General features: G+C 70.5%; 14 protein-coding genes and 1 pseudogene. 12 read left to right on the plus strand and 3 right to left on the minus strand.

Annotated elements, in window-relative coordinates:
• The first annotated feature begins 25 nt into the window (after positions 1-25).
• The 3 genes from PV410_RS32095 (at position 26) to PV410_RS32105 (ending at position 2,879) form a co-directional block, all read left to right on the plus strand.
• Entirely contained in the window at positions 26-1,342 is a 1,317-nt protein-coding gene (locus PV410_RS32095; RefSeq protein ID WP_500329314.1) for a sensor histidine kinase, read from the plus strand.
• Complete coding sequence (locus PV410_RS32100; RefSeq protein WP_500329266.1) at positions 1,339-2,037, plus strand: response regulator; 699 nt, start codon at positions 1,339-1,341, stop codon at positions 2,035-2,037. The genes PV410_RS32095 and PV410_RS32100 overlap by 4 nt, the downstream gene beginning before the upstream one ends.
• A gap of 131 nt (positions 2,038-2,168) precedes the next feature.
• The gene (locus PV410_RS32105) at positions 2,169-2,879 is read left to right on the plus strand and encodes a class I SAM-dependent DNA methyltransferase (RefSeq protein WP_500329267.1); all 711 of its coding nucleotides are present in this window, start codon (positions 2,169-2,171) and stop codon (positions 2,877-2,879) included.
• Between the two features lie 31 nt (positions 2,880-2,910).
• On the opposite strand, the gene PV410_RS32110 is transcribed toward PV410_RS32105, so the two are convergent.
• The 3 genes from PV410_RS32110 to PV410_RS32120 form a co-directional block, all read right to left on the minus strand.
• On the minus strand, positions 2,911-3,303 hold the full coding sequence (locus PV410_RS32110) for a GntR family transcriptional regulator (protein ID WP_500329268.1): 393 nt from the start codon (positions 3,301-3,303) through the stop codon (positions 2,911-2,913).
• A gap of 4 nt (positions 3,304-3,307) precedes the next feature.
• Complete coding sequence (locus tag PV410_RS32115; protein WP_500329269.1) at positions 3,308-4,138, minus strand: hypothetical protein; 831 nt, start codon at positions 4,136-4,138, stop codon at positions 3,308-3,310.
• Between the two features lie 166 nt (positions 4,139-4,304).
• Positions 4,305-5,102, minus strand: coding sequence for a DUF1963 domain-containing protein (locus PV410_RS32120; protein WP_500329270.1), 798 nt, complete (start codon positions 5,100-5,102; stop codon positions 4,305-4,307).
• Between the two features lie 700 nt (positions 5,103-5,802).
• Between PV410_RS32120 and PV410_RS32125 the strand changes: the two genes are divergently transcribed.
• The 9 genes and pseudogenes from PV410_RS32125 to PV410_RS32165 all read left to right on the plus strand — a co-directional run bounded on the left by PV410_RS32125 (position 5,803) and on the right by PV410_RS32165 (position 22,371).
• Positions 5,803-12,783 carry a glycoside hydrolase domain-containing protein gene (locus PV410_RS32125; RefSeq protein ID WP_500329271.1) on the plus strand — a complete coding sequence of 2,327 codons (6,981 nt, stop codon included), beginning with the start codon at positions 5,803-5,805 and terminating at the stop codon, positions 12,781-12,783.
• Positions 12,784-14,084: 1,301 nt separating this feature from the next.
• Positions 14,085-14,156: pseudogene (locus tag PV410_RS32130) on the plus strand (LuxR C-terminal-related transcriptional regulator); the annotation flags it as partial.
• Positions 14,157-14,277: 121 nt separating this feature from the next.
• A complete protein-coding gene (locus PV410_RS32135; RefSeq protein WP_500329316.1) occupies positions 14,278-15,387 on the plus strand; it encodes a hypothetical protein in 1,110 nt (369 codons plus the stop codon).
• Positions 15,388-15,396: 9 nt separating this feature from the next.
• A complete protein-coding gene (locus PV410_RS32140; protein ID WP_500329272.1) occupies positions 15,397-16,557 on the plus strand; it encodes a transglycosylase SLT domain-containing protein in 1,161 nt (386 codons plus the stop codon).
• Entirely contained in the window at positions 16,554-16,862 is a 309-nt protein-coding gene (locus tag PV410_RS32145) for a hypothetical protein (RefSeq protein WP_500329273.1), read from the plus strand. Before PV410_RS32140 ends, PV410_RS32145 begins: the two co-directional genes overlap by 4 nt.
• Positions 16,859-18,424: a hypothetical protein gene (locus tag PV410_RS32150; protein WP_500329274.1), complete on the plus strand. Its 1,566-nt coding sequence runs from the start codon at positions 16,859-16,861 to the stop codon at positions 18,422-18,424. The genes PV410_RS32145 and PV410_RS32150 overlap by 4 nt, the downstream gene beginning before the upstream one ends.
• Complete coding sequence (locus PV410_RS32155; protein ID WP_500329275.1) at positions 18,421-19,137, plus strand: hypothetical protein; 717 nt, start codon at positions 18,421-18,423, stop codon at positions 19,135-19,137. Before PV410_RS32150 ends, PV410_RS32155 begins: the two co-directional genes overlap by 4 nt.
• A 130-nt stretch (positions 19,138-19,267) precedes the next feature.
• A complete protein-coding gene (locus tag PV410_RS32160; RefSeq protein ID WP_500329276.1) occupies positions 19,268-19,804 on the plus strand; it encodes a hypothetical protein in 537 nt (178 codons plus the stop codon).
• Positions 19,801-22,371 carry a M48 family metalloprotease gene (locus PV410_RS32165; protein WP_500329277.1) on the plus strand — a complete coding sequence of 857 codons (2,571 nt, stop codon included), beginning with the start codon at positions 19,801-19,803 and terminating at the stop codon, positions 22,369-22,371. Before PV410_RS32160 ends, PV410_RS32165 begins: the two co-directional genes overlap by 4 nt.
• Positions 22,372-22,523: the final 152 nt, after the last annotated feature.

Genomic DNA, 22,523 nt, shown 5'->3' on the forward strand with positions numbered 1-22,523 from the left:
GCGCGGCCGCGACAATGAACCGGTGATGGACGCAACTACGACGCGGGAGCGGCTGCGGGAGGCCGCCCGCCGCACGGTCCGCGACGCCAGGCTCCCGAGCGGTCCACCGCTGCGGCCCACACGGCGCGCCTGCTACTTCGACCTGCTGCTGACCCTGGTCATCGGGATCTCCACCGTCTACTACGGCATCGACAACGCCGACAACGTCGTGACGCGGGAGATCGCACCCGGCGTGGTGCGGGTCGTACCGCGCCCGTCCGGCCCCGGCGGCATGGCCTTCATGGTGACCCTCGCGGCCGTCGCCTCGGGTGCCCTGGCCCTGCGCCGCCGCTACCCGCTCGCCGTGCTGTGCGTCGTGACGGCCGCGACCCTGGCGACACCGCAGAGCGTCCTGCGGCTGACCTTCTACGCGTTCGTCATCGCCGTCTACAGCGCAGCCGTGTTCAGCCCGTACCGGGTGGCGACCCTGGCGGCGCTGCCGGTGTCGGTCGTCCTGGTCGGCACGTCGGGGAACTCGGTGACCCCGATCGTCCCCAACGAGTACATCGCCCTGCTGATCCTGGTCCCGATGGCCGTGGCCGCCGTCGGACTGCGCACCTGGAAGCTCCGCACCGACGAGGGCCGCACCCGGCTCTCCGCGCTGGAACGCGAGCAGGGCGAGGCGCTGCGCCGGGCCGTCGAGCACGAGCGGGCCAGGATCGCCCGCGAACTGCACGACGTCGTCACGCACAACGTCAGCGTGATGATCATCCAGGCGGGCGCCGCCCGCAAGATCATGGAAACCTCACCCGAACAGGCCGGCGAGGCACTGCTCGCCGTCGAGGCGGGCGGCCGGGCGGCCATGACCGAACTGCGCCACGTCATGGGACTGCTCACCATGGCCGAGCAGGGCGAGGAGACGGACGGAGCCGCGGACCTGGACCTGGCCGGCACCTCGGCGGAGTTGGCCCCGCAACCTGGCCTGGACCAGCTGGAATCGCTGGTCGGACGGGTCCGCGACACCGGACTGCCCGTCGACCTGACCGTCACCGGCCCGCCCCGCCCCCTCCCGCCCGGCCTCGAACTCGCCGCCTACCGCGTGGTCCAGGAAGCCCTGACCAACACCGTGAAGCACGCCTTTGGCGCCACCGCCGCCGTGACCGTCGAATACGGCCCGGACCGGCTCCGGGTGGAAGTCACCGACACCGGCGGACACCCGGGCGCGGGCGCGCCCACCGGAAACGGCCGGGGCCTGATCGGCCTGCGCGAGCGCCTCGCCGTCCACGACGGAACCCTGACCACCGGCCGGCGCATGACCGGCGGCTACCGTGTGGAGGCCCTGATCCCCTTGGAGACGCCGTGACCGAGCCGCTGCGTGTGCTCCTCGCCGACGACCAGACCCTGGTCCGTACCGGGTTCCGGATGATCCTCGGCGCCGACGGCATCGACGTCGTGGCGGAAGCGACCAACGGCGCCGAAGCCGTCGAAGCGGTCCGCCGCACGCGGCCCGACGTCGTCCTCATGGACATCCGGATGCCCGAGATGGACGGCCTGGAGGCCACCCGCCGCATCCTCACCGGCGCCCCCACCGCACCCCGCGTCATCATCCTGACCACGTTCGACCTCGACCGGTACGTCTACGCGGCACTGTCCGCCGGCGCCAGCGGCTTCCTCCTCAAGGACGTCACCCCCGAGCATCTGACCGCGGCCGTCCGCACGGTCCGCAACGGCGACGCCCTCCTCGCGCCCGCCATCACCCGCCGCCTCGTGCAGCGCTTCACCCAGCGCGGCAGCGACACCGCCGCCCTCCACCGCGACCTCGCCTCGCTCACCCCCCGCGAACTGGAGGTCCTCGGCCTGCTGGCCCGCGGACTCAGCAACACCGAACTCGCCAGCCGCCTCCACCTGGCCGAGGCGACCGTCAAGACCCACGTCGCCCGCATCCTCGCCAAACTCGGACTCCGCGACCGCGTCCAAGCCGTCATCGTCGCCTACGAGACAGGGCTGGTCAGCGCCGGTGGACGTGAGGCCGGCCAGCAGTCCGACGAGCAGACGTAGCCCGGATCCGGGAGGGGGGACCGCCGGCCCGGCGCCGCGCCGCTTCTTGACGCCCGGTCGAGCCACGGCCGCAGCGCTCGGCTTCGGTGATGCCGCCTTTCACGACGGTTGAACGGCCTTACCCTGGACCGGTGTTCTCACCCGAAGGCCCCTCCCTGCGTGAGCTGGCCGTGCAGGCCCTGTCGTCCGTCGAGCGTGGCTACGACCTGCTCGCCCCGAGGTTCGACCACACGCTGTTCCGCACCTCGGACCGTATCCTCGACGCGACCGCCGCCGCCCTGAGTCCCTTCGGCCCTTTCGGTGACGGGCTGGACGTGTGCTGCGGCACGGGAGCGGGCCTGCGCGTCCTGCGACCGCTGTGCCGGGGCCGGGTCGCGGGCGTGGACTTCAGCGCCGGCATGCTCGCGCAGGCGCGCCGTGCCCACCCGGACGCGGAGTGGATACGCGCGGACGCACGGAAGCCACCCTTCGCCGCGGAGTTCGACCTGGCCGTCAGCTTCGGCGCCTTCGGGCACTTCCTGGCCGCCGAGCGGCCGGCCCTGTTCGCCGGGGTGCACCGCGCCCTCCGGCCCGGCGGGCTCTTCGCCTTCCCCGTTTTCGCACCGCCGCGCATCGCCTCCCGGCGTTACTGGATACCCGCCGGCTTCGACGCGGCGATGCGGATACGGAACGCGGTCTGGCGGCCGACCTTCGTCATGTACTACCGCACCTTCCCGCTCCGCGCGGTGCGCGCCGAACTGACCGCGGCGGGCTTCACCGTACGCACGACCGCGGTACCCGACTTCGGTCACCGCCCGGACGGTGCCCCGTACGCGCGCCTGGTCCTGGCCCGCAAAGCGTGACGGCGGGCCGGGACCCCGTCAGGCAGGCCCCTCACTCAACCGAGGTGCGTGAAGAGGGCGATGCCGCCACGCCGTTGGCCAGCGCCGCTCGGATGATGCGGATGGCCTCGTCGGTGTCGATGCCCACGGCGGCGATGACGGCGGCGTACTCGGCGGCGGCGTGGCGTGCCCGCTCGCGTCCCTGCTCGCCGGCTGCGGTGACGAACGAGCCCGCCCGTCCGCGGGTCTCGATCAGCCCCGCCTCCTCCAGCGCCCGGTAGGCCCGGCCGACGGTGTTGACGGCCAGGCCGAGGTCCGCGGCCAGTCGGCGGATGGTCGGCAGCTGGGTGCCCACGGCCAGTGTGCGGGACTGGATCTGCCGGGCGAGCTGGGCGCGGAGCTGCTCGAACGGCGGGACGGGCGAGGCCGAGTCGATGACGATCATCGGCTCACCGGGCGCTCGTGACGTGCCGCGCCACCGTGCCGCTCTGCGCGGTCCGCTTGGTGATCAGGGCGAGCGTGACGGTGCTCAGTGCGACGAAGACGAGCCAGGCGGTGCTCCACCAGCCCAGCGCGGTATCGAACACCGACACGATCGGCAGCAGCCACACCACGGTTGGCGTGGCGACCTCGCGGGCGTCCTCGACCCGCATGATGACGTCGGCGGTCAGCGAGACCTCGTCGTCGGCCACGACCGGGTGCGTCAGGATGTGGCGCAGCTGGACAGCCGTACCGACCGCGACCCCGCACAGTCCGATCAGGAGGACGAGGCCCGCGTACCGCGCGGTGGAGTCCCGCACGGTCAGGGCGACGACCGCCGGCACCAACGCTCCCGCGAACGTGGCAACCGCGAATGCCGCACGCGGCCGGCCGAGCACGGTGCGCCAGCCGAGCCGGACCGGGTGGGCCGCCCGGCGCGGCAACGTCGCGCCGGCCCGCCGGTCGACCCGCCGCACCCACCAGTCCAGCAGCGACTGGGCCAGCACCAACCCCACGACCACCGCCGTCAGGACCGGCAACGACGATTCCCGGTACGACCCGGAGCCGTCAACCGAGCCGCCCCGCCGGTCGGTCGTGTAGACAAGGGCGACCGCGATGATGAACACCGCCAGCAGGACCTGAGCGGCCAGCCGGGCACCGCGCCGGACCGCCAGACGCGTGGCCAACAGCGGCGTCGGCCGGACGTCGACCAGGCCGTGCCGGGCCAACCACACGCCGGCCTGCTCGACATCCGCCGGACGCACGGACTGCTCGGCCATCCAGCCACCCCCCTTCGTCATGAGCCCTCTGTGTCTCAAGCCTTGTCTCAACATCGTGCGTCAATCCTTGCGACAAGTCAACGAGAGGGAGGGGTGCGCAAGGCGGCTCACGGTGGTGACCCGCCGGCCTCGGTGGGTTCGGTGGGTTCAGTGGGTTCGGTGCAGCGTGAGCCAAGGCGGCACCGGCTCAACAGCAGTGGACCTTCGCCACGGCCTGGCGGAAGTCCCCGGTCACGAACGCACCGACCGGGATCGTGAAGTACAGCGTTCCCGCGTCCCCCCAGCCCCACCCGAGGTCCGCATCCTCCGCCAGTTGAAGCAGATGGACCGCGGGGCCATCGTCCTCGCGGGAGGTCACCGTGACCGTGTACGAAGTGTCCGGCCAACCGAAGGCGCAGTGGCTGCCGGCGGTGTTCCCGTCGAGATCTCCCATCTCGCTGAGAATGAGCGATGCCGCCCCCCAGTGCTGTTGCCTGTCGAACCCGACGTCATCGTCCTCGACATCCCAGCAGTCCGGCAGCATGGTGAGCTCAGCCGCGTGCACGGGTACGGCTGGATAGCTTCTCGCCGGCACAGGTGCCTGCGTCTCGACCGCGCGTGCCGGATCGGCGGGAATCACGCGGTACGCCTCGGGTCCGGACGCATCCAGTCTTCGGTACTCCTCGTACGGCACGTCCGGATCGAGGTAGAAGAAGTTGAGCAGCCCGGGCCGTAGGGGCAGTTCGTCACCCAGCCACGCAGCAAGGGCATCGGTGTCCAGCACGGCGTGCAGGGACAGCGGAACCCCGCTTTGTTCCGGCCAGGAGGTGCCCGGTTCGAGCAGGGCGGCGCCGCCGAGGCGGCATTGACCGGTGGCCTGGAGATCGTCGGTCGGCCGGACCAACTGGAAGCCACGGCGGGCCATGGCGGCGAACTGCGGGCCGGCCGTCTCGCCGAGCCGTTCGATGCAGACACGGTTCACGTCGGCGGAGTCATCGAACCACATGCCCCGATCTCCTCAACGTCCGTTCGACGCCCTGCACCGCAGAAGTACGGCAGCTGTGGTGACCATAGCCGAACGACGAAGAACCCCGCCTCAGGTCGACGAGCTGAACCCTGGCACCCGTCGCCGCCTGACGGCCTCCGGCCAAGCGTCAGTCAGCGGGCCCAAGCGCAGCGCTGCTCGCGAGACTTCGTGCCGGCGGTATGACGCTGCGGTTCCACGCGACCGGTCCTTCGACACGTTCCACGGCACCAGTCAAGCGCGTCGCACAACCTGCCGCAGTCGAATGAGTGTCGAAACGGCAGCAACGCAGTCGGGCAGCGAGATGGGGGCGCGGATCTCGCCCGTGGCGAAGGACCTGGATTCGGATGACGTGTACAGGACGGCCCCGCCCCGCTACGCTCTGACCCGTCGTCGGCCGAAGTCCTCACGCCCCGCCGCACGCCGCGCCGTTGTGTCGCCCTCGCGGCCCCTGGCGCGCACGTGCCGTACGAATTCTGTTTGCCTTCCGTACGTCTTCCCCGTGTCTGATGACGTACGGTCGTGAAAGCGGCGGCTGCGATGCCGTTCGTCCACTACCGTCTCGCTCTGGGTTGCACGCCCGGCGTTTCCGGGCTGACAACGTTGTCTTCTGGTGAGGCCGAACCGTGCGTGCGTATTGCGACGCTGGAGAGGTTACGTGTCCATCAGATCCCATCCCCCCTTGCCCCGCGCGGTCCTTCCGGGAACCGCGAGCGGGCGTCGCCGGCCACTGCGCGCGACGGTCGCCGCGCTGCTCACCGGGGCGCTCGGCCTCGGCGCGCTGGCGGGTGGCGGCGCGGCCGCCGCCGTGCCCGTCGCCACCACGTCCACGGGGTCCGGCGGGACGTCAGGCGGGACGGACTACACGAAGCTCGTCGACCCGTTCGTGTCGACCGCCGGCGACGACGGCAACGACCTGCCGGGCGCGCAGGCGCCCCACAGCCTGGCCAAGGTCAACCCGCTGACCACGCCGAACCGGAACCACACCGGGTACGACTACAACGAGGACCACATCGCCGGGTTCACCGCGACGAACCTCGACGGCGTCGGCGGCTCCGGAGGCGGTGGCGACCTGCTCGTCGTCCCGACCTCCGTGCAGTACGACAGCCGCCCCGCCGCCGGCACGTACGCCCACGCGTACAGCCACGACGACGAGAGCGCGACGCCCGGCTCGTACCAGGTGGGCCTCGGGGCCATCTCCGGAACCGCGTCGTCGGTGAAGCAGGACCCGGGCAGCATCAAGGCCGAGATGACCGCGACGACGCGCACGGCGCTGCAGCGGTACAGCTTCCCCGCCGGGTCGAACCCCGAGCTCGTCCTCGACCTCGCGAACAACTTCACCAGCCGCACCCGCTCGACGATGAAGGCGACGACGCTCCCGAACGGGACCACGTCGATCACCGGGCTCATCGCGGGTTCGTTCAACGGCGCCTCGTACAAGCTGTACTACGCCGCCACCACGAACGTCGCCGTGACCTCCCTGAAGAGCTGGGGCAACGACGGCAAGCTGAGCGACGCGACCACGCAGGACGGGTCCGACACCGGCGCCGTCCTCGGGTTCGACAAGGCCGCGGGCGACGACATCGAGCTGCGCATCACGCTGTCGCCGATCAGCGCCGAGCAGGCCACGACCGACCAGCACAACGAGGTGGGCGACCTCACCTTCGACCTGGCGCGCGCGCGGACGAAGGCGGACTGGAACGAGGCGCTCGGTGCCGTCGACGTGCGCTCCTCGGTGAAGTCCGACCCCGGGTCGACGCTCACCAAGGAGTTCTACACGCACCTGTACCGCATGTACGCGCTGCCGGTGAACGCCACCAGCACCAGCGGGACGTACCGCGGCGCGGACGGTGCGGTGCACAAGGCGAACGGCTTCACGTACTACGACGGCTGGTCCACCTGGGACGACTTCCGCAAGTACTCCGTCGAGTCCTACATCGACCCGGCCACGTACCGGGACATGATCCAGTCGCTGATCGTGCTCTTCGCCGACCAGCGCACCTCCGGCAAGAGCCTCGGCAGCCTCACCCACTCGGTCCCGACCGTGCGCTGGGAGCGCTCGGCCGTGCTGGTCGCCGACGCGCTGTCGAAGGGCTACAAGAACTTCGACCGGCTCGACGAGGCGTACCCGGCGCTGCTGTCGTACTCCGGGTTCTACACGGGCGCGCAGCTGCGGCAGGGGTACGTCACCGGTGACCCCGGTACGACCGTGCAGCGCGGCTACGACCAGTGGGCGCTGTCCGTCGTCGCCGACGCGCTCGGCAAGAAGGACGACGCGAAGAAGCTGCGCACCCAGTCGACGATGGCGATCGACAACCTCGTGAAGTCCGGCGCCTGGACCGCGGCCGACGGCACCAAGGTCGGTCTGCTCACCCCGCGCGCCGCGAACGGCGACTGGCAGAGCGCCGACTACGAGAAGTTCGAGGCGGCCGGCCTCTACCAGGGCACGCTCTGGCAGTACCACTGGTACGACGCCTACGACATGGGCGGCCTCATCGAGGCCATGGGCGGCGACAAGGCCGGCAAGGCCGCGGTCAAGCACATGTTCGGCGAGGACTCGACCGTCGACGACGGCTCGACCATGCTGCACTCCAACGCGAACGAGATCGACCTCCAGGCCCCCTACCTCTTCAACTACGTCGGCGAGCCGAGCCTGACGCAGAAGTGGGTGCGCGCCATCTACACCGGCGAGACCTGGAACCGCTACATCGCGACGGGCTCCACGAACGAGGCCCCCAGCTCCGGCGGCCAGTTCACCCCGCCGGTCAAGACCCAGGTCTACAAGCTCTCCCCGAACGGCTTCCTGCCGACCATGGACAACGACGCCGGCACCATGTCGACCATGTTCGTCGGCGCGGCGCTCGGCCTGTTCCCGGTGACCGCCGGATCCAGCCAGTTCCAGATCGGCAGCCCGTTCTTCGACTCGACGACGATCAGCTATGCCAACGGCTCCCGGTTCACGGTGAAGGCCGACGGCGTGTCGCCGAGCAACTACTACGTGCAGAGCGCGACACTCAACGGCAAGCGGTTCGACAACACGTGGCTCGACTACTCCCAGATCATCTCCGGCGGAACCCTGGACTTCACCATGGGGTCCAAGCCCTCCCAGTGGGGCGCCCACACGGAGCCCGCGTACTCGCTGAACACCGACGGGGGCGACACGGGTGACGGCGACACGGGCACGGACAAGGGCGACACCGTCCTCTCCGCCCACCCGGGCACCGTCGACACCGACGAGGACGGCACCCTCCACGACAGCGTGAAGCTCGCCCTTTCCGGACCGGCGTCCTTCGACGCCCGCAAGGGGACCAGCCTCACCAAGACCGGAGCGGCGAGCGTGACCGGCCTGCCGGACGGCGTCACGGCGGACCTCCGCGTCAGTGACAAGCGGACGGCGACGCTGTCCCTCACCGGCACCACGAAGGTCGACGCGCGCTTCGGCATCACCTTCCGGGACGCGGCCTTCGCGCACGGCGTGCGGGCCTCGACGGTGACCGGCACCGGGATATCCCCGACCGACCCGCTCCTCGTCTCCGCCGCCGCGGTGCAGCGCAAGGCCCTGGGCGCACTCGTCGACCAGGCGTCCGTGGTGCGCAGCGCCAACTACTCCGACGGCTCCTGGAACCTGTTCCGGTCGGCCCTCGAACGCGCGCGGACCGTCCTCGCGGACACCGCCTCCGCGACGGGCACGATCATGGCCGCGCAGGACGCGCTGCAGACCGCCATCGACGCCCTGACCATCGACGAGGGCGGCTACGCCGTCCTGCAGGCCGAGAGCCCCGACCAGAAGGAGGGCCCCAGCCTCGTCAGTGAGCGGAACAACTCCGACGGCAACCTCGGTGGCGTCACCGAGGGGTCGTGGGAGCGGTTCACCAGGCTGGACTTCGGCGGGGTCGCCCCGCGGACGATCTCGGTCCGCTACGCGAACTCGCAGGCGACGAACGCGAAGCCGAGCAGCGTGGACGTCCACGCCGGCGCCGCCGACGGCCCGATCGTGGCCACCGTCCCGCTCCCCGGCACCGGCGGCTGGCAGTACTACTCCACGGTGCAGGCGGCCGTCACCGACGCCGACGCCCTGCTGGACGCGAAGAGCGCGACGTTCGTGTTCCACGCCCCGTCGGGCCAGCAGTGGGTGTCGAACTTCGACTGGTACCAGTTCTCGCCGTACGAGGTCTCGACGTCCCCCACCACCACGCTCGCCACGCTGACCGCGGTCAACAGCACCGCGACCGGCAACGGTTCGCTGCCGCTCAACCTCGGCAACGGCATCTTCGAGAACGTGACGAACGGCGCGTGGGCGCAGTGGAAGGACACGAACCTCCAGAGCGGCGCCGACACCGTCACCGTCCGCTACGACAAGCCCCAGTCGCGGGCCGCGTCGGACTCGCACATCGAGCTGCACCTCGGCTCGAAGGACGGCGCGAAGAGCGTCGACATCCCGCTCGACTACAGCGGATCGGGCTGGGGAACCATCGCCACCACGAGCGTGCACCTCGACCCGAGCGTCTTCACCGGCGTCCAGGACGTGTACGCGGCGTTCGTCTCCAGCACGCAGACGGCCTCCCAGCCCTACGTGGGCAACGTCTACTCGCTGGCCCTGACGCAGACCGCCGACGCCCCCGTGGGCTTCGACGCCACCGCGTGGCGCTCCAACAGCGGCGGCGGCCTCAAGAGCGAGCCCGTCGGCTGGACGGGCTCCGGTTCCACCACCGACCTCGGCGGCACCTACAACGGGGCGTGGCTCAACTACGGGGACGTCGACTTCGGCACCTCCCCGAAGAGCACCGTCACGATCACCTACGTCAACAACTCCGCCCGCTGCGGCACCGGCTCCGCCGTCCAGCTCTACCTGGACTCCTTCGACACGGCCAACCCCGGCACGCCGTACGCGACCGTGCCGCTGCCGGTCACGGGATCCGCGTGGTCGTCCGGCGGGACGACGAGCGTGACGCTGCCCAAGGCGATCACCGGCACGCACACCGTCTACCTGCGGCTGACGACGAACCCGGACTCCTCGCACCCGTACGTCGCGAACCTGGGCCGGATCACCTTCAACCACGTCGAGACGCCCGCCGTCACGGACAAGTCCGCCCTGCGGAAGGCGATCGAGCAGTACGAGGGGCTCTCCGCCGACGCGGAGCGCTACGACGCGATCGACTTCGGTGTGTACGGGCGTGAACTCGCCGCTGCACGCATCCTCGTCACCGCCGATGACGCGACCCAGCTCGAGGTCGACACGCAGACGCGCAGCCTCACCCTGGCCGCGGGCCAGCTGATCCCGCTCCCGCGGCTGAAGCTGGAGGACCTGGTCGCCACCGCGTCCGTCCTCGACGACGACCGCTACACGGACGCGTCGTGGAAGGCGTTCACCGGGGCACTCGCCGCGGCGAAGACCGCGGTCGCCGACGGCGCGGCCGCGGACGCGACCCTCACCGCCCGGTACGACACCCTTCGCCACGCCCTGTCCGCGCTCACCACGAAGCCCAAGACGGTGCCGGCCGCGCCTGACGCGGTGTCGGCGACCTCGTCCGGCACGAGCGTGACCGTGGCCTGGTCCGCACCCAAGGACACCGGCGGCTCACCGGTCACCGGCTACGAGATCACCCTGAACGACGGTCACCAGATCAAGATCAAGGATCCGGACGGCCGGAGCACGACCTTCACCTGGCTGCGGTCGGGCAGGTCGTACACGGCACGCGTCCAGGCGGTCAACGCCGTCGGCACCTCCCAGCCGAGCGCCGCCACGGCACCCGTGGTCACCGGCGGCGGCAAGCCGCAGAAGCCGGCCGTGACGGGTGTGATCACCGACGGCAAGCAGGTCCGCGTGACCTGGCAGGCGGCCGGCGACGGCGGATTCCCGATCATCGGCTACACCGTGGCCCTCGACGACGGAACCACCGCGCACGTCCCCGCCACGGCGGGCACGACGCTGCTCACGACCACGGGCAAGGCGAAGGCCCACGCGGCCACCGTCACCGCGGTCACGCTGGCCGGAACGTCGGACGACACCGCCGCGACCGTCCCGGTGACCACCTCGGCGACCGCCCCGGCGGACGCCTCCGACCCGGCGTACGAGCCGTCCCCCTTCCCGGACGACACGCTCAACGCCAGCTACACGTCCGACAAGTGGCCGGGCACCGGCGACGGGACCGACTACTTCTACGGCCTGCTCAACGGATTCGAGCACCTCGACTCCGGCATCCTCGCCGCCAACACCAAGGTGCCCTACGGCACCTCGCCCACCGCTGAGAACGACCGGATCGCCGTGCGCATCAACAACGCGGCGACGCAGAAGGAGGTGGACCGGGCCGAGGTCGACGCCACGAACAGCTCCACCGTCACGATGGCCGACGGCCTCGGCTCCCGGCTCGGCCAGATCTACCTGGACGCCCTCAACGGCGGCCGGCTGCCGAAGACCGGCGCGCTGTTCTCCCGCGTCACTCAGGGCCTCGACAAGGGCGGGGCGGCGAAGGACCACTTCGGCTACCAGCGCCCGTACGCGCGGCTCGGGTTCGTCGGCGACGGCGGTGCCGTCTACGAGTCGCAGGACGGTTCCTACGGCAGCCTCACCACCAGCGGCTCCTACCCGAGCGGCCACACCTACGGCGGCTACGAAGCGGGGACCATCCTCGCCACGCTCCTGCCGGAGCTGGCACCGTCGATCCTGGCCCGCACCTCGGAGTACGGGGACAACCGCATCGTCCTCGGGTTCCACTACCCGCTCGACGTCATGGGCGGCCGCATCGCCGCACAGGCCACCGTCGCGCACCGGTGGGCGGACCCCGACTTCGCGAAGCTGCTGACCCAGGCCCACACCGAGATGGAGAACGTGCTGCTCGCCAGTTGCGAGAAGGAGGGCTACGGCGACACGCTCGAGGCCTGCGAGGGCGACTCCTACGCCGGCCTGAGCACGGCGCAGCACGTCGACCTGTACACGCAGCGCCTGGACTACGGGCTCTCCCAGGTCGGGAAGTCCGGGCAGGCCCTCAAGGCGCCGTCCGACGCGGCGGCCCTGCTGATCACGGCCTTCCCGGACCTGACCACCGCTCAGCGCACCCAGATCCTCGAGCAGACCGCGACGGACTCCGGCTCCCCGCTGGACCTCACCGCGGACGGCGGAGCGAGCTGGGAGCGGATCAACCTGGCGGCCGCGATGGCGGCGCACGTCGTCGTCAACGCCGACGGGTCCGTCAAGGTGACGAACCACACCGACGCCACCAAGGCCAGCGTCGCCGACGCCAAGGCGATCACCGTCGGAGGCATCGCGATCGACGGGTTCGACCCGGCCGTGTCCACGTACGTCGTCGACTGGCCGAAGAACAAGAAGGTCCCGGCCCTCTCCGCCGTACCGGCCCAGTCCGGCGCGCGGGTGAAGGTCACCGACGGCAGCTCGGTCCTGTCGTCGACCGGGCACCGGTTCACCACCCGCACCATCAAGGTCACCTCGGCCAACGGTTCGGTCACCCGCACCTACACGGTCGGGTTCCAGCCCACGGACCGCGACGACCGTCCAGTCGCGGCCGGCGGCAACGGTGGTGACCGCATCGCCAGGGCATCCGACCTGCTGAGCCGCGGAGGCAACGGAGCAGGCTCCGCCGGCGGCGCCGGATTCTGGGCGCCGTCGACGGAGTGGGCCAACCCCATGTGGATCCCCCAGGGGTAGCGCACACCTGACCGCCGGCGGCTGGCCCCTTCGGGTGAACCCCAGTGGTTCACCCGAAGGGGCCGTCGGCGTTTCGGGCGGCCGTGGGCGGCGGTCGCCTTGCACCCCTGCGCGCTCCGCAGGCGGCGGTGGACGGAAGTCCCTTACCGGGTGTCGGCGCGCCCGGCCGGGAGGCCGGCCGCCCCAAGGCCCGCACCAGCTGACTGACCGGCGACGCCCCCCGCATCCGGCGCCCCTAGCCTCGGTGTTTCACGACGAGACCTGGGAATCCCCCGTGTCTCCAGGGCCTCCTTCAGCGCCGCCGGAGCGCGCGATCCAGGGATCCAGCAGTCGGCGCTGACGTCGATCAGGGCCCACAGCTTTTGCATGTCGGAGAGCAGTGTCACCGCCAGTTCGGCCTCGACTGCATCGAGGTGCCCGGCAGGTGCCTGTATACGCGATTGTGTTTGACGGCACCGTGCAAGCCGAGGGCCCGAAAGACGGCGAGTGTGTCTTCTCGGTCGGCTGTGCGCGAACGCCACAGAGGCCGTGCGCTGGGCGCAGGAGCTGCGCTACCCGGCGATGGCTTGCTGCGCGCACGTACTGCTCGCCGCAATTGGCGCGCGTGCGGGTGACCTGGCCGGCTGCGAAGAGCACCTGGCCGACTACCGAAGCCATGGGGGAGGCCCGGGCACCAAAGGCATGGACGTTCTGGCGGACGGTGCGCCGGGCGCGGCCCTGCAGGCCGCCCGGGGCCCGGCGGACGCACTGCGCGTGTTGGAAAGGGCGTTCGAACTGGTCCGACAGACAGGCATCGGAAATCCGAACATGCCGACTTTCGTGGCGGACCTGGCGGAGGCCCGGCTGCGTGACGGAGACCGGCAGGGCGCACAAGAGGTGGCAGAGTGGCTGGGCGGGAAGGCCGTCGCGACGGGCCTGGCCTGGCCCGCGGCTGCCGAGGCACCCTGCCGTGCCATGCCGGCGACCGGCCCCGAGGAGGCCGCTCGGTGGCTGGGGCACGCCGAGATGGCGTATGCCCGCAGGGAGATGCCGTATGAGCGGGCCCGGGGATTGCTCACCTACGGCGAGGTGATGCGCCGACTTCACCGCCCGGGTGCCACGCGCGAGCCGCTGCTCGCCGCGCACTGGGCGTTCGCCGCGTTGGGCGCGGGCCTGTGGGCAGAGTGGGCCAGGCGCGAGCTGTCGGCGGCCGGGCCATCGCCTGGGGGACGACAAGGCCGGCCCACCCCGGTTGGACGTATTCACCCCCCGCAGGAGCTGCAGGTGGCGCGTGCTGTGGCAGACGGGCGAACAACGCGGAGGTGGCGGTCGCGCTCTTCATGTCACCCAAGACCGTAGAGGCCCATCTGACCCGGGTGTACCGCAAGCTGGGCATCCGATCGCGTCCGATCGGGCCCGGGAGCTCGCACGGGCGGGAGCGGTGTAGGGGTTTCCCCGATGCGGCGGACGAGCGGTGGACGGCACGCTCGGTGGCCTACAGGGGAGGAGCCGACCATGACCGCCGAGGACAAGCAGCCGGGCAAGGCCGACAGGAGCACGTCGGGAGCGGGCGAGCGCAAGGGACAGGAGGGAAGGCGGGTCCCCGCGACCGCGCAGGAGCCGGCGGACCCGGCTCCGGCAGATGCCGCGCAGCGGGTCGCCGAGTGGACTGCCGACACAGGGCGCGAAGTGGTGCAGCGCGGTGACGCGAAGGTCGACGCGATGCCGCGCACCGTCGGGGAGACCGCCGCCGCTTCCGAAGTCGACGATGAGCTGGAGAAGGGGGGCGTGGCCTTCGGCGCGTTCGTCAAGAGCATCGGAGTCGCCGTCGCCGAGGCGCAGCAGCAGCTCGACGAGACCCTCATGAAGACCGCCGAGATGCTGTCCAAGACCCAGATCGAGGTGATCGCCGTCTTCGAGCAGCAGATCAAGGACGATGACGGCACCATGACGGAGGGCAAGATCCAGATGCAGAAGCTGCCGCTGGCCAATTTCATCACGCCCACCGCGTACCACTGGAGCAGGATCCACCTGCGGGCCGAGATGGACGTCCAGGAGTTCAACTCCCGCAACGGCCTCAACATCCAGCAGAAGTCGTTCGCCGCCGGCGCCCGGGTAGGCGGAGGCATCGGCGCGTCCGGCATCTCCTTCGGAGGCTCGGCCTACGCCGCGTACAGCAACAGCAACACCGCGGTGGACGCCTCGTCCAGCCGTGACCTGGCAGCCGGGAAGCTCGAGATGGAGGCGACCCTGGAGCCGCGCGCCGACATCGAACTGCCCAAGCCGTTCGTCCTGCAGAAGGGGCCGCGGCTGGAGCTCGTCGTCGGCGCGCGCACCGCGGTGTACGAGGGAGAGGGCGACAAGAAGACACTCGTCGCCCAGCAGGCCGAGCTCACCGCCGTGCTGCGGCGGAGCGACGGTGCCGCGAACCCGGAGAAGCACCTCTCCGTGCAGATCAGCGATCCGACCCTGGCGTACACCAGCCCGGGCAAGACCGACCAGCAGGGCGAGATGACGGTGACGCTGAAACGCAGGGTCACCGCGCCTGACCAGGACCGGCCCGTGCAGGCGCTGATCCGGGTCGGGTTCGGCCTCGTCAGCGAGTCAGTCGGCGTGGTGCTGTGACGAGCCGTCATGGCGCTGTCCGAATACCACGGCTTTGCCGATAGTGTGCGCTGGCGCCTGGTCCCAGAGGGCGTGCAGATCGAGGGCACGGGTGTCGAGCGCAGCAAGGGTCGCCCTGCGAGCGTCACCCGTGTCTGGAAGGACTACGAACCCGCGATCGACGAGGCGTCCCGGAACCACCGGGTGCCTGTCGAACTGATCATCGCCACCATCTGCACCGAGTCCGGCGGCCACCCGGACGCCGTACGGCTGGAGCCGGGGTACGCCTCGGACGAGAGGACCCCGAACAAGGTCAGTGTCGGTCTCACCCAGACGCTGATCTCCACTGCGCGGGACACGATGCGGCTGAGCCTCGGCCGGGACTGGCTCCTGGTGCCCGGCAACGCCATCACCGCCGGCACCGCGTACATGGCACTTCAGGCCCGGCAGACGGCACTGGACCCGCCTTTGGTGGCCGCCGCCTACAACGCCGGGCGCCTCGCTCATCAGACCGGGGCCCGCAACCGCTGGAAGCTCCGCCAGTACCCGATGGGGACCGGTGAGCACGTCGACCGCTTCGTGCGCTTCGTCAACGACGCGGTCGCCATGCTCGCGGAACACGGCGCACGCCCGTCACTCACACTGGCGTCGTTGCTGGGCGACTCGCCTCCCCGCCCCTCCGTTCCGGCTCCCGCGGCCGAGCCTGATGTCCGATGGGGTGCCCAGGCCCGCCGCGAAGCCGTCCCCGCGTACGCGCTCACCGTCCTGCGCGAGATCGCCGGCACCGCCCGCCTGTCCTCGCTCCTGGTCACCAGTACCCAGCGCACGCCCGAGGACCAGGCGCGGATCATGTACGACAACTGCGAGCACGCCGGGGTGCCCGCCCAGAAGAAGCTCTACGGGCGGTACGGCGACCAGGTCGTTGACGTGTACGCCGCCGGGAAGGCGGCCGGGCACAGTCCCGACCGGATCAGGGGTGCCATGCGCGACAAGATCGTGGAAGTCGGTGCGTCGAACGTCTCCCGGCACACCGCGGACCCCGGCCGCCTCGCCGTCCTGGACATCGCCCCCGGCTCGATCCACGACCGTGCCGCCTTCGAGCGTGCCGTACGGGCCGACAGTCGTGTGTCGCACTTCCTGCAGCCGCCCGACGACCCCGCCTACCACCTGGAAATCCCCTTGCAGAGGTGACCATGTCCCCGGGACTGCCCGACCTCCTCGCCGGCCTGGCTGGTGGACTGTCCGCCGCCCAGGCCGAACTCGACGCACGCGCTGCGCAGAGCCTGGACGCCTACGACGAAACCGGGATACCGCCCACCGCGCTGGCCTGGCGGCAGGTCCGCGTACGTGTCCCGTGCACGGTCCGCTGGATCCCGAAGACGGGGCCGGGCGCACCTTCCGGCACCCGGCTGAGCGCCTTGGGGAACGCCTTGCTCACCGTGGGGGTGCGCTACCAGGCCGCACCCTCAGGCCGTGTCGAGGAGGAGGGATCATGAAGGGAGAGGTCCTGGACGTCGCCACCGGCACGCCGGTGGTCGCCGTGGTCAGCGCATGGCGGCCGGCGGACCGGCCCGGCAGCGCAGATGCGCTGGACGCCACCGTCTGCGGCCCGGACGGCTTCAGCCTGGCGCTGCCCCTGACGATCGACAGCGATGTGGTGATCCGCGTCCACCGGGGGGACTCCGCGAAGGACTTCGACCCGCGCGCTCTCGCCGCCGTTGTGCAACTGCCCATGGGCCGAAGGCAGCCCGGATCCACAATCATCCGCATCGATGCCTCCGGCAACACCCGCCGGTTCTTCGGGCGAGCCAGCGGCGCGGGAGGGCGGCGGCTGTCGGCCGGCTCGGTCACCGCCATCGACCCGGGCCACGTACACCCCGCACAGAGCGCCGAACTCGCCTATGCCGGCCGCTTCACACTGTCCTACCCGGCCGACCGGGTGCCGCAGGGCCGACTCGTGCTCACCACCGCCACGAGCGACGGCACCCTCACCGCGGACTGGCCGCTGACCGACGGCACCGCTGAAGCCGACATCACCTTCACCGAGGTTCCGGGCACTCCTGTCACCGGCTACCGCATCGCCGGCCGACTGCTCGACCCGCTCAGCCGCGCCGCCGTGCCGAGGCTGCGCGTCGAGGCCTGGGACAAGGCACCCCGGCAGGGCGGCATGGTAGGCACCGCCACCGAAGCAGCCGACGACGGCACCTTCGACCTGCTGGTCCCTCCCGGCCCCGGTGGCGGGCCGCCCGACCTGTTCTTCCGGCTCCACAGCCACGACGTGCTGCTCGCTGCCACCGACACCACCGTCGTCTGGGACCAGACCGGACACGGAACTGTGGTCATCGAAGTCGCGGGAGACGAGCGGCCGGACGGTGACGTCGTCCTGCACGAACTCGGCGAGACCATCGCCGGCGCCGTCGACCGGATGCAGAGCGAGCTCGCCCGCTACCCGCGGGCCACCGGCTCGTACATCATCGACGAACTCGACCTCAGCATGCCGGTCGCCGTACAGATCGATCGCCTCGGTCAGGTCCGCACCACCGTGGTCGGCCGCGCACCTGCCGAGGAACAGCTCGGACGCATACGGATGCGGGTCCGCCCCGCGCCGGGCGGTGTCGCAGTACCCACGCCCGACAGGCTCGACCAGCCGCTGACCGTCCTGCCGGAACTCAGCGCCGAGACCATCACCCGGCTCACGGCGCTGCGGATCTACTCGGTGGAGGACCTCGCACGGCTCACCGCCCAGCCCGCAGGCCGGGAGTCACTCGCCGCCGTCGGGCTGGGCCCCGCCGACGGCCTCGCACCGTTGCTGGACAAGGTCGCCCTGCTCGCGTTGCCACCACTGCCCCGACCCGTGCGCGAGGCCCTGCTGCGACTTGGCATCACCAGCCCGAAGACGTTCGCCGGGCACCCCGACCCGGCCGCACTCGCCGACGCGATCGGGGCGCAGCTGGGACAGCCCATTCCCCAGACAGCCGTCGTCGAGTGGCAGCGCCAAGTGAACGAACTCCTGCACATCGCGCTCCCCGCCACCGAGACCCCGAAGGACCCGTCATGACCGGCGAACAACCCCTGGGCCGGCGCACCCCCGGTGACTTCCGCCACGTGCAGCGGTACCCCTACGCGGCCGTCGCCCCCGCCGCCGTACCGACGGTGGAGCGACAACTCCCGCTGCCCCGCTACCGAGACCTGTACGACCAGGGCCGTGAAGGCGCCTGCGTCGGATTCTCGTCGTCCTGGATGATGTCCATTCTCAACCGCCGTCGCTACGAGGCCCACTGGCTGTGGGACCGGGCCAAGGAGACCGACGAATGGCCCGACACCAAACCCGGCGACAACAACGGCACCTCCGTGCGCGCCGCGATGGACGTGCTGCGCACCCAGGGCCATCGCCGCCTGGTACGAGGTGCCGGCGGACCGGTCTCCCTGGCGGAGGGCATCCTGGAGAACCGCTGGGCCACCGGCACCGACGAGATCCGCACGTGCGTCGCCAACGGCACCCCCGCCGTCCTGGGGTGCAATTGGTACGCGAATTTCGACACGCCCGAATCCCGCGGCCGCCAGGGGCATTGGATCGGCAGCGGTCCCCTCGGACGCGTCCGAGGCGGCCACGCCATATGCGTGTACGGCGCCTCGGACCGGCTCCAGGCGGTACGGCTGGTCAACAGCTGGGGCGACCGCTACCCCCTGGTGTGGCTGCCGTACGGCGTCTTGCAGCGCCTCATCGACGAAGACGGCGAGGCCGCCCTCGTCACGGACCGTCTGACATGACCGCCCGACTGCCGGACGAGTGGTGCGGCGCGGCCGGGTACGGAGCCATCGCGCCGGCGGGCCAATGCCACCAGCGCGATCCGCGTGGAGGACGGCGCGTGCCGCCAACGAGGGGAACGGAGGGACGGTGATGGGGAGATCACGTATTCCGGAGATTCAGCGTGAACACATACTCGCCATTTCGGAACGCGCCATTGGAGTGCTGGCTCCGCAGGAGCTCCCACAGCTGAACGCTTACGGACAGGCGTTCTTCACGGACCGATCGCGAACGTTGCGGCTGAGTCGTCCGGACACTGCCACGGAGGCCGTCGGCTTCGGTTTGGCGGAACTGGTCGAGGTCGTGACACCACTGGTCCTCGCTGCGGTGGCCGATGCGGTCCTGCCTCCGGCGCAGAATTTCCTGTGTGCCTGGGGGCGGCGCATATGGAACCGGCTGCGGGGTACGACCCAAGGCCCCGAACGGCTTGAGACCGAATCCACCGCGGACCGGAACGGGCGGGACCCGCTGGCCTCACTGACGGCCGACCAGCTCATCCGGGTCCGGCAGACCGCACTCGCAGTGTCCGGGCGCATGGGCTGGGACGACAACGTCTCCACACTCTTCGCGGATTCACTCCTCGGGGCACTGACCATCACCGCGGCACCCGAAAACAGGTCATGCGAATGACGAGAGCCGACGGCCATCCAGACATCCCTTCCCCTACGACCGCACGACTGGCGCTGCTGCTCGCCGCAGTGCTGGCCTGCACGACAGTCATGCACAATCTCACCTTCTACAGCGTGATGTCGCGAGACAACGCATACCTGAGAAGGTGGCAGACCTGCGCCCTCAGGGCGTCCGAAAATGCGGCACCGGGCAGGTTCAGCACGCAGGAGACAGTGTGCATGGCGCCGTACGAGCGAGCCGTGGCCTGGTGGATCGTCACCGCGTTACTCGCGCTGCTCCTCCTGGCGGCAGCCCTGTATGCGCTGTTTCCACGATGGCGGCAGTGGCGTGATGTCGCCGGCCCGCTACCGGATCACGGCCCGCAGCCGGATCCATTGCGGACGGAACTGTCGTGTCTGGTCGAGCTCGCCGGACTCCGGAAGGCTCCGGAGTTCCTCAGTTCCCCACGACCCAGCACTGGCGCGGTCACGTTCGGGAGGATGGGACGCTACCGGATACGGTTGAACATCGGCCTCCAGGCGCTCCTGCACCGCGACCCACAACGGTTCCGCGCCGTGGTCCTCCACGAACTCGCCCATGTACGGCATCGCGACGCGCACACTCACTATCTGGCGAAATCGGTCTGGTGGGCGTTCATCGTAACGGCGGTCATTCCCGTTCCCCTCTCTTTGCTCACCACGGATCGCATCACCGGCCCGGCATGGCTGTGGCGGCTGCTGGCGCTGACTGCGATGGTCCATCTCCTGCGCACCGCTCTGCTGCACATACGCGAGTACCAGGCTGATCTCGCCGCCAGGGGCGGACTCAAGGATCCCTCAGCCATGGAAAGGGCACTCACCGCCCCCTTGACACAGGATCCTGCGAAAAGGCACGTCGCCTGGAGAAGGTTTGCCGCACCTCATCCCTCGCCCCGGGCCCGACTCGACAACCTCGCGGACCCCGATCGCAGAACCCGGATCGGCTTCTGGGAGAGCCTTGCGGCCGGTGTCACCGCGAGCCTGGCCGTGGAGGGGATCCACCAGTGGCTCATCCTGGCCTTCCCCGGCGGCTCACCGCTGGGACTCCGGTGGATCGCAGCGCTGCTGCCCGCCCTGCTGGTGGGCGGTGTGATCGCAGCAGGGGCCTGGCGGGCAGCGGGCGAGCCGGGACACGATGCCCCCGGCGCCGGCATTGCGGGCCGTACGGTCGGCAGCGGGCTGGGACTGGCAGCGGGTCTGCTGGCTGGATACCGGATGGCCCCGGCCACCATCTTTGCGGACGTCATCGGTCCGAGTGGAACGGCTTCTCTCGCGGTGTGGGCCGTGCTGGGGGTGAGCCTGGCAGTGCTGACCACCTTGGCCATCGGATGGATCGAGCAGTGCGCACGCCTTTGGCGGTCGAGCGCGGCCACGTGGCGATCCTGGCGAGCAGGGGCGGTTGCCCTGGCGCTCCTGCTGTCCACCGTGCTCGCCTACTGGCCGCTGTTCGCAGATTTCGGAACCGCTGTCTGGCAGGAGGCGGACCGTCTGGCGGTGGAGGAATTCCGGCAGGCCGCAGGCGCTGCCTCAGCCGGCCCCTACTGGGCCTACGCGATGTTCGAGCATCCTGTGGTGACGCAGTTCTCGCAGTGGAGGCCGGCGCTCGCCGCATCCGTCGTGGTGTGGGTACTCCCGCTCAGTGCCCCGGGAGTCGGCGCGTCCGTGCTCGCCGATCGGACGGTACGGCTCGGCCCTCCCACAGCGTTCCTCGTATACGCGGCGGGTTCGACCGCGGCCCGCTTGCTCATCCGTGCTCGTGTGTCCGACGACACCCGCTTCTCGGAGGGGTTCACGCTCGCCTTCGGGCACTGGTCCGTGGTCGGCGCGGTGGCTCTCGCAGTGCTCGTGGCGCATGTCGTACTGATCAACTCCCGCCTCGGGGCTTCCCCACCGAATCGAGCCGTTCCTGCCGCGGTGTTCGCCGGATACGCGGCAGCCCTGTTCAGCGCCGCCGCGCTGTTCACGGTGAACAGCGGTTTCCGATGCGCTGACGGGCTTGCGGCCGGTGAGGGCTGCACGGCCGGAGTCGATGGCACATGGGTCCTCGACACCACCGCAAGGATTCTTGTCCTGACCGTTCTTGCCACCGCGCTCACAGTCCCCGCGGCGTTGCTTCTGACGCGAGGAAAACCCATGTCCACCCCAAGCCCGACCGGGAACCCGAGGACGCGCAACCCGGCGGTGCCGGCGCTGCTCGGCGCCGGTCTGTGCCTGGTGGTGTACGGAACCGTCGGCGAGATCCCTGCCGAGTCCGCGCGGGAATCCCCCGCAGGTATCGCCTCGCCCATCGGCTCAGGGGAGGAATCCGCCCGGAAGGCGTGCACGCTGTACGCGGAAGTGCTTGCCTCTGCCGCGGATGGCCAGGCCGCAGAGGTCAACGCGAACCTCCTGCTTGCCTTGCGGCTGGCGAGCGACAGCGGCGACCCGGATCTCGCGCAGGGGCTGCGGTCTCTGATGGACGCGGGGATGCGCGGCGACGCGGCTGAATTCGCCAAGGCATCCAGCGACACCGCTTCTGCTTGCCTCACCCACGGCGTCCCTATCCGGTGAACGGGTCTGATCCGCTCCGCCGGCTCATCATCCCCCTCGACGGAGGCAGTCACGTCGCTCATCGGGTGTTCCTACTTGATCGCGAGACCGTGCAGTCCCGTACCCCGCTTGGGAGGTCCTACTGACCTTTCGTCGGGTTGTCGGGTCGAGTG

This window comes from Streptomyces sp. PA03-5A, from assembly GCF_033792725.1.
Taxonomy (GTDB): domain Bacteria; phylum Actinomycetota; class Actinomycetes; order Streptomycetales; family Streptomycetaceae; genus Actinacidiphila.

Excerpts from the sequence above, each read along its gene's own strand:
- PV410_RS32140 (WP_500329272.1), top strand. The coding sequence starts at position 15,397 with ATGGCGCTGTCCGAATACCACGGCTTTGCCGATAGTGTGCGCTGGCGC.
- PV410_RS32155 (WP_500329275.1), top strand. The coding sequence starts at position 18,421 with ATGACCGGCGAACAACCCCTGGGCCGGCGCACCCCCGGTGACTTCCGC.
- PV410_RS32110 (WP_500329268.1), bottom strand. The coding sequence starts at position 3,303 with ATGATCGTCATCGACTCGGCCTCGCCCGTCCCGCCGTTCGAGCAGCTC.
- PV410_RS32160 (WP_500329276.1), top strand. The coding sequence starts at position 19,268 with ATGGGGAGATCACGTATTCCGGAGATTCAGCGTGAACACATACTCGCC.
- PV410_RS32115 (WP_500329269.1), bottom strand. The coding sequence starts at position 4,138 with ATGACGAAGGGGGGTGGCTGGATGGCCGAGCAGTCCGTGCGTCCGGCG.
- PV410_RS32135 (WP_500329316.1), top strand. The coding sequence starts at position 14,278 with ATGACCGCCGAGGACAAGCAGCCGGGCAAGGCCGACAGGAGCACGTCG.
- PV410_RS32120 (WP_500329270.1), bottom strand. The coding sequence starts at position 5,102 with ATGTGGTTCGATGACTCCGCCGACGTGAACCGTGTCTGCATCGAACGG.
- PV410_RS32150 (WP_500329274.1), top strand. The coding sequence starts at position 16,859 with ATGAAGGGAGAGGTCCTGGACGTCGCCACCGGCACGCCGGTGGTCGCC.
- PV410_RS32095 (WP_500329314.1), top strand. The coding sequence starts at position 26 with ATGGACGCAACTACGACGCGGGAGCGGCTGCGGGAGGCCGCCCGCCGC.
- PV410_RS32165 (WP_500329277.1), top strand. The coding sequence starts at position 19,801 with ATGACGAGAGCCGACGGCCATCCAGACATCCCTTCCCCTACGACCGCA.